Source organism: Corallococcus sp. AB049A (genome assembly GCF_003668885.1).
Taxonomy (GTDB): domain Bacteria; phylum Myxococcota; class Myxococcia; order Myxococcales; family Myxococcaceae; genus Corallococcus; species Corallococcus interemptor.
Window position 1 is genome coordinate 1 of record NZ_RAWL01000722.1, and the last position, 2,235, is coordinate 2,235.

The window sequence follows — 2,235 nt, forward strand, 5'->3', positions numbered from 1 at the left end:
ATGCTGGACTCTCCAGGCGAGGGGACGGAACCCGGGCAGTGTCGCCACGCTGGAAGGCTCCGGCAACGATGGAATGGGGTCCTGTTCACCGGACGGGGCCGGGAGCGGGCGGTGACTCCCGGGGGCGGCTGGACGTTCATACGTTGCCCGGGACATGAGCGAGCTTACGGACGAGTTGTTGCCCCAGCCGGGGGCGCATGGGTTCGACGGCGGCGACGAGACGCGCAAGCACGAGATGCAGGGCCCGTTCGAGCTGCCACCCGGGCCCGAGGGCTTCTCGTTCGCGCTCTACCAGGCCACGGGCGTGGGGCTGACGCCGGGGCACCGGATGCACCTCTTGGAGAACAGCCAGGTCTTCGACCGGATGTTGGAGGACATCCGCGCGGCGAAGCACAGCGTGCACATGCTCGTGTACATCTGGCGGCCGTGCGAGCTGTCGGACCGGTTCGTGGAGGCGCTGATGGAGCGCTCGCGCGCGGGCGTGCAGTGCCGCGTGGTGGTGGACCCGGTGGGCAGCGAGGAGACGACCGGGGACAAGGACTTTGATCAGCAGGTGGAGAAGCGCCTCACGGACGCGGGCGTGGAGGTGCACTACTACCGGCTGCTGGCGGGCAAGGTGCTGGGGCGGCTCTTGAGCCGGTCGCACCAGAAGATCGTCGTGGTGGACGGGCGCGTCGCTTACACGGGTGGCTTTGGCATCTGGAAGGTGTGGGAAGGGGAGGGGCTGAAGCCGGACAACTGGCGCGACACGCACATCCGGGTGGAGGGACCGGAGGTGGCGCGCATCCAGGTGACGTTCTCCAAGCACTGGATTGAATCCGGCGGCGGGTTCCTGCCGCGCGAGTGCTTCCCGAAGCTGGAGGCGGATGGCGGCGGGTGCGCGGCGTTCATCGACAGCTCCGGGCGGTTGGGCATCACCGAGGCGGAGCGGATGGTGCGGCTGGTGGTGGCGGCGGCGACGAAGCGGCTGTGGATCGCCAATGCGTACTTCACGCCGCCCAACGACGTCCTGGAGCAGCTGGAGGTGAAGGTCCGGCAGGGCGTGGACGTGCGGGTGATGGGCCCGGGGCCGGAGCATGACGTGCCGGTGGTGCGTGCGTCGCAGCGGTCCACGTATGAGCGGCTGCTCGCGGCGGGGGTGCGCATCTGGGAGTACCAGCCGGCGATGCTGCACTCGAAGACGATGCTGGTGGATGACTGGCTGTGCGTCGTGGGCTCCACGAACCTGGATTCGCTGTCGCTCAACAAGTTGAGCGAAGGGTCGCTGGTGTTCGAGGACCGGGAGATCGCCGCGAAGATGGAGGTGTGCTGGGAGAAGGACGTGCGGCACTCGAAGGAGATTTCGCTGGAGAACGGCGGACGGACGAACCCATGGCGCCGGTTCGCGCGGCGGGCCACGCAGTGGGCGGGGCACGACCGCTGAGTTTCAGCGGTGGGAGGTGACGCCCTCCTGCCGGCAGTAGGGGAGGACAGGGCAGGTGGAGCACCTGGGCCGCGAGCCGGTGCACACGTGTTTGCCAAAGGGGACCAGGAGCCGGTTGAGCTCCACCCAGTAGGGGCGCGGGAGCACGGCTTCGAGCGCGGCGAGCGTGCGCTCCGGCGTGGAGGCCTTCACGTAACCCCAGCGGTTGGTGACGCGGTGGACGTGGATGTCCACGCTGATGACCTCGTGGCCGCAAGCGATGCCGAGCGCCAGGTGCGCGCACTTGGGGCCCACGCCCTTGAAGGACTGGAGCACGTCCGGATCCGCGGGCAGCTGGCCGTGGAACTCGTCACGCGTGCGCACGGCGATGGCGTGGACCTGGTGGGCCTTGCCTTCGTGGAAGGTGACGGGGCGGATGAGCGCGTCGATTTCCGCGGGCGTGAGGCGCGCGAGGGCTTCGGGTGTGTGCGCGCGGCCGAGGAGCCGGAGCGAGGCGGGGAGGCTGACTTCATCGAGCGTGCGGATGGAGAGGATGCACGCGATGAGCTGTTCGAAGAGGGAGCCGTGGCCCTTCGCGGCGAGCTCGAACATGGCCGCGTCCGCGAAGGCGCGGACCTCATGGCGCACGCGGCGCAGGACCTCTTCGATGTCGAACGGGAGCTTGTCCGTGTCCGGCGTGGAGGGCACGGCCTGCGCGGTGCGGGCGCTCTGGGCGCGAGGCGCACGCCGTGGACCTGTCGCCGTCTGCTTCCTGGCCGCCATGCGGGCCTCCTGACCTGGGAAGTTGGGTCCGGAGGCCGTGAGGGGCCGGG

General features: G+C 69.5%; 2 protein-coding genes. One reads left to right on the forward strand and one right to left on the reverse strand.

The window, feature by feature from the left end:
• Positions 1-154: 154 nt before the first annotated feature.
• Complete coding sequence (locus D7X55_RS38690) at positions 155-1,423, forward strand: phosphatidylserine/phosphatidylglycerophosphate/cardiolipin synthase family protein (protein WP_121725648.1); 1,269 nt, start codon at positions 155-157, stop codon at positions 1,421-1,423.
• 3 nt (positions 1,424-1,426) lie between these two features.
• On the opposite strand, the gene nth is transcribed toward D7X55_RS38690, so the two are convergent.
• Positions 1,427-2,185, reverse strand: a complete 759-nt coding sequence (nth, locus tag D7X55_RS38695; RefSeq protein ID WP_233610334.1) for an endonuclease III — start codon at positions 2,183-2,185, stop codon at positions 1,427-1,429.
• Between the last annotated feature and the right edge of the window lie 50 nt (positions 2,186-2,235).

Excerpts from the sequence above, each read along its gene's own strand:
- D7X55_RS38690 (WP_121725648.1), top strand. The coding sequence starts at position 155 with ATGAGCGAGCTTACGGACGAGTTGTTGCCCCAGCCGGGGGCGCATGGG.
- nth (WP_233610334.1), bottom strand. The coding sequence starts at position 2,185 with ATGGCGGCCAGGAAGCAGACGGCGACAGGTCCACGGCGTGCGCCTCGC.